This window comes from Pantoea sp. EKM103V, from assembly GCF_011800365.1.
In the GTDB taxonomy this organism is placed as follows: domain Bacteria; phylum Pseudomonadota; class Gammaproteobacteria; order Enterobacterales; family Enterobacteriaceae; genus Pantoea; species Pantoea anthophila.
This window is the reverse complement of the sequence record NZ_JAALFQ010000024.1, coordinates 1-5,649: the sequence shown is the minus strand read 5'-3', so window position 1 is coordinate 5,649 and position 5,649 is coordinate 1. Positions and strand designations below refer to the sequence as shown.

The 5,649-nt window shown below is 49.0% G+C and carries 3 protein-coding genes; all 3 read left to right on the top strand.

The genetic code is table 11. The features are described from left to right. The first annotated feature begins 628 nt into the window (after nucleotides 1-628). The 3 genes from HFD97_RS21825 to HFD97_RS21815 all read left to right on the top strand — a co-directional run bounded on the left by HFD97_RS21825 (nucleotide 629) and on the right by HFD97_RS21815 (nucleotide 5,032). Nucleotides 629-946, top strand: a complete 318-nt coding sequence (locus tag HFD97_RS21825) for a hypothetical protein (RefSeq protein WP_167432535.1) — start codon at nucleotides 629-631, stop codon at nucleotides 944-946. Continuing rightward, nucleotides 936-4,271 carry a lipopolysaccharide assembly protein LapB gene (locus HFD97_RS21820; RefSeq protein WP_167432534.1) on the top strand — a complete coding sequence of 1,112 codons (3,336 nt, stop codon included), beginning with the start codon at nucleotides 936-938 and terminating at the stop codon, nucleotides 4,269-4,271. Before HFD97_RS21825 ends, HFD97_RS21820 begins: the two co-directional genes overlap by 11 nt. 524 nt (nucleotides 4,272-4,795) lie before the next feature. Further along, nucleotides 4,796-5,032 carry a hypothetical protein gene (locus HFD97_RS21815; protein ID WP_167432533.1) on the top strand — a complete coding sequence of 79 codons (237 nt, stop codon included), beginning with the start codon at nucleotides 4,796-4,798 and terminating at the stop codon, nucleotides 5,030-5,032. Nucleotides 5,033-5,649 lie beyond the last annotated feature (617 nt).

Sequence of the window (5,649 nt, the reverse complement as noted above, 5' to 3'; positions counted from 1 at the left end):
CAATTTACGACTCTGTATGAAGCAGACGATACGTAACACTGTTCAATCTGAACGAATTGAGGGTCCGCTTTGTGCCAAGAGCGGACATTCTTAATAAATCGGAGCAATAAGTGATAATTGCCCGTGTTGCTGGAAAAAATACGCACGCTGCTGTTATCTAATAGACTGTCATAAAATATAATGAAAATGCCGCAGTGGGGCCTATTAAACAGTGTATGCCGGACGCGGTCGTCTAATGCAGGCCGGTGACATAACAACTCCGGTACCGTCGGAGAGTCAGGTGGTGCGCCTCAAGTAAAGCGATTTCGGATGGGTAAAGCCTTTTACTAATATTCGTCGTGATAGTGACCTAGACCTCAGATGCCTACGCTGCCAAACTGCAGGTATGGGAGGGAACATTATCTGTCTTTAGTTCTAAGGGCCCCTTTTTTCTATATATAGTAGTTAAGATTCACCCTGCTCTATATGATGTATTAACCTGCGATAAATCTTAGTCACAAGAAAGATCCGAATAGGGGGGCTGGACAAGGACGATACACTTAGATGAGAACGGTACCAAGAAGTTACCGCGTTCGTTTCGATTATCGCATAATCCGCGCTCACTGATATTTACCCGAGGAATGAAGAAATGGATCCCATCATGATGTCACTTATCTCCAGTGCCGTTTATGACCTAGTAAAGGCAGGTGCCGTGCTCAGTTGTGAAAAAGTCAAAGATACCCTTACACAGTACATTACGAGCGAACGCCATGCGGAGCTCATCGCCGAGAAGATCAGTCAGATGGACATCAACCGGAGCATGAGCGAATACGCCATTGAGGAAAAAATTAAAAGTGAGCCGGCACTAGTGGAAATGCTCAGCAATCTTCCTCAGCAGGATCGCACCCTGACTCAGATACACTATGGCAGCGGAGACAACGTCGGCGGGAATAAATATGGCCGATAAACCGGAGGCATCTGTTTTTCAGGCCCACTATGGGCCGGGAAACAATTTCGCCGGTGACAACTTCGACATACGGGGCAGCCATTTTCATATGGGCCTCATGCCTGAAAATCTTGGGGAAGCCATGCGTATTATCTTGGATGATATCGCCGGGTTCCGCCTCAATGATGCCCGCAAAAAGTTGGCCGGTCTGCAACACGTCAGCTTTGGTGTTCAGGACAGCGATGATCTGATTACTGTACTCGCTAACCTGTGTGACGTCATTGACGGTCGTTATGACAACATTAACAGTCAAAGGCTCCAGCGTATTGCATGCAAGGCAAACAGTAACGACCTTGCCGACCTGGCGTTATCAGTCCAACTGCGTCTGCAGGTACGTCGGGATGATTTGTCCGGAGCCACTGAGAGATACAGCTCTGCGCCGCGCCGCGGGGCGCATTCACGTGCGATTTACTTTGAATGCTTATGCGGGAACGAGGAAGAGCTTCAAAAAGTCTTTACAGCCGAAAAATATTCGCTATCGCGCCCAGAGCTTACCGGCCTCGCAACCGGCCTGCTCCGGTTCATGAACGGCGGGCAAGCTGCGGAAGTGGCCGGTTTTATTCATGCTGAAGACGCCGAAGATTATAACGGCGCGGTGCTAAGTTTACTGGCACAAGCCATCCAGATTAATACACGCATTGCCGCACAATGCTACTGGCTGCTCCCGCAATCTGACAAGGACGCAGTAGTTAAGCTGATTCAAGACACGCTGGTCCTGTCAGAGATGACCAGCGGACGTGACCGGCGCCTGTATAACATCCTATTACCGGTTTTTGATTATGTGCTGGCTGACGACCCGGCGCTCGTAGAGTTTTGTCTCGCCCACATTGAGATGATAGACAATCTGAATGCTGAATTTGCAGCGAGGTTAAGATCGTTTTCCGGCGTTAAGCCGCCCGAAAATGCTGATGCTCACGGTCAGAAGAGAGATGAGGTCTGGCTTGAAAACAATGTGCAGATATCCGAAGAGGATTTTTTTCTGCTAATGCGATCCGGATATATAGATAAGCTCAGGGAATGGACGCGCCACGGCGGCTGCGTACAGAGAAGTCAAGGAACTCTAACTGATGCGGTCTTTTGCGTTATCGAGTGTGTCTTCAACGCGCAGACGTCGGCGGAAACGCTGAAAAACGCTGTGGATACGCTGAATTGCCGGAAAGATTTTGGTGACCTCAATCCTCACTTCATGCAAGTGCTGGCAAAAGAGATGCTGCAGTTAAAACGCCCATTCGAAGCCGCAACTCTGCTGGAAAAAATCGTCGGTGACAGGCCAGAAGTGTGGTGTTCCCCGCTGATGGAGACGCTGTGTGAAGCGCTATATAACGCCAGCCAGTACCGCAAACTTGAGCGGATAGCTGGTCTTATCAGTCATCCTGACCGGACGCAATTATTTTATCGTCTCAACATTGACAGCTATTTAAAACATCAGAATCTGGAGAAAGCCCGTTTTCTGATTGAAGAAGGGCTCAACCTCTATCCGGAAAGTATCAGTCTGCAGTTTTCTCACCTCGTGTACCTCAACCTATCAGGCGATCGGGAAGGCCTGTCTGAGGCCATCAGCAGCCTTGACCTTACATTCCTTATTGTGCCTTCTGAGCACAATTTTGGTGCCATGCATTTCTTACGAGAACACGGCCGGAGGGAGGATGTTCAGGACATTTTGGTCAGATGGTTTGTTTCCGATCCCGATAAGCACGCCCGCATTGTATCGCAATTCTGTCTTAACACTCTCACAGGGAATCTGCATACACCTCCGCAGATCGCTTTCGCATCAGGAAATTGTCAGTGCGGTGTGGTTTTTGAAGTTAACGGAGAAGTAATGACTCGGATTATCTGCACCTCGGAGGATGCAGGTCACTCTGTTCTGCTTTCTGAAGACACCCCTTTGGCCAGAGAGTTGCTGAATATGCAGCCAGGAGACGAGTCCCGATTGCACATGCGCAAAATCCGTCTGCTGGAGAGAATACCTGTGTATGTTGCGGTATTTCGACTGTCGACAGAATTGAGAAATGTGGCCTTTGATGGTGAAGATGTTTTCTGCAGCCTCAGCATAACGGACGCCGCAGAGGATATCGGCGCCTTTCTGCTAGAGCATCTTCCTCCACCTCATTTTGATCATGATTTTCTGGGCAACAGCAGCCTGCCCCTGTCGTTGCGTGCATACAGGAATCAGCCGGGCGATCCGGTCAGCGCATGTTTACAGGTGCTCACCGATCAAAGATTTTCAAAGGCAAGTCTATATGATACCGGTTTAGAGGGAAGTAATAACCTTTTCACCGACCTGATCACGCTTGTCTACCTCGCTGCCACATCCCTGACAGACTATTTCGTGCAGAAGAAAATTATGCTGTATGTTTCACCTTATACCCTAAGGCTCATTGATGAATGGATTGACTGCGTTGATAAGGGTGAATACAGGAAGCTAGGTGTAAGCAGGGATCGCCGTATCAGCATACTCAACGCAGAAATGATAATGAATGACCGATCCGGCATCTACCAAAACCTGAAAAATCTCCGGGCCGTCGTCACTGCCATAAAACCTGTTCCCGCCGACTTGCCTTGGGCTTTTTGCATTCTTAGCGACGTGCTGCATCCTGTTAGCTTTGACGAATATTATTCGGTCAGCGCCGGCGTATTGCCTTATTTCACTATAGATTCAGTAAGCGCAGGCTACATACGTTTTTCATGTGGAGACGTAGTCTACAATGCCCGCCACCTGCTGATCGAGGCCGCAAGAGCCCTTCCGTACGCTGAGCGTGAAAGCGGGATTGTTCTCCATATCGCCAGCGCTCTCCCCCTTCCGCTCGTTCTTTCCGATATTGAGAACCTTGCATCATCTCATCGTTTAGCGGGACCGGAGTGGCTATGCCGTTTTCTCGGCGTACTGACGACTGCATTTCCCGCAGATGTGAACGTGTATGAGTTCCTCGTCGGCGTTTACATGTGCTATGTGCAAAATATTGCGCGTCAGGGCATATATCTATCCGCAGCCGATCCGTTCCTGACTGCAGAATCTCACCCCTATAGCGCAGGTTTAGACCGCGTCATGTATGCCTGCTGTGATTACCTGCTCCGGGTTCCGACCGGATGCCTGGCAGAGGATAAATTAATTACCTTGGCCTGTACTTTTCTGTCCCGCTGTGGTGATACAGACTTGTTCGCCAGAAAGTTATGGCCTTATATGCAACTCTTTATGCAAGGGAGATTTATGTCATCGGTGATGGTGGTTAACGGGATAAATTGCATCTGGCGTGATGTCCAGCGCCGCATGTATGAGGATAAATAACCGGCGTCATGCTGCTACCGTTACTGTGTTAGCTAAGTTTTAACCCGACAGGCCTGTATGAGACTGAAATGTAGATTTAAGTAAAATGCTATCTGGCATATCTACCAGTATCAGGATCGGTTTGCAAATTGTACTCCCCCAGCAACTGAAGTGTGATTGAGAAAAGTAGCACGCATCTCGAATGTATTTTTGAGCTACTGATAGCGTAAACATGAATTTCGCAGACCTGGTTTCAAGAATGATATGCCGATAAGAGATGTAATGTTTTTTTACAGTGGCAATAGTCTTTCCCATGAGTCACATTTCCGCTTTTCGCTAATAGCGAAAGTTTCTAGATTGTGTTCGTTTTGTGCCAATAGCAGACGTCATTTGTTAATTCATTGGCATGTTTGCGCGCTCGTTGAACGCATGGGTTATTCTATACAGCAACTCCTGAATGCTTACAATTTCCCCCCAACATCTTGAATGAGATATTTTCATACAACCCCTAATCAATGAAACACAACCTCAAAAAGGAAATATTTATGTTGTGGAAACAGATGGTTGCAAGAGGATTTGGCATTGCAGACTGCATCTTTGCTGTTCATCCCAGCGATAAGCAGGATGCGAAGGCAGCTATAGCCGCAGCTAAAGCAGCCGGTGCAAGTTTTGAAGATTTTGAGAAAGAAATGGTCTGGCATATCTATAAGCAAGTGACAGCACCCGGAATGCTTCAAGATCACATTGCCAAACAGGTTGCCACCGCTAAGAAGATGTGGTGATACAGCAGGCCGCTAATGCGGCCTCTCCTTTTTGTCGTTCACATCAAATTTCCGCACTAACTGGATATTACGGGTTTCCGCCCACTTCTGCTGGCTAAGCCCGAAAAGTCGTTTCACTAAATGAATATCTGACATCCGGGTAACCATTGTGACCAGTTTTTTTTAATAACGAATACACAGCTATGCAAGCAAATTCTCCAAGAGTAATGACAACTACGGAGGTCCGCTTCTCGCTCATAGCGGACGTTCATCACCTGCAACCACAGCGAGACTTCTAAACCCCTTCCCAGGCTGACATCAAACACAACTGCTCACCCGTTCCCCGCCGTGCGCGAGACATCCAGTCCGCTCCGGCGGCGCATGCGGCTTCCGGTGTCGCCCCTGCCGGCTTCACTTTGCGCCCGTCTGCTGTGGCGGCACTGCGCAGGTGAGGCCGTGCAACCATTTACCGAGGAGAGAACCATGCCGAACTGGTGTGCAAACAGGCTGCGCGTGACCGGCCTGGCGGAAAACGTGAGTCAGGTGCGGGGGCTGATGCGGGGAGAGGGTGCCGCCCCGACCGGCGGCATCTCATCTGTAAGGGATAATGAAGTCGCTTCGCTCCGCCTCTTTTGCCG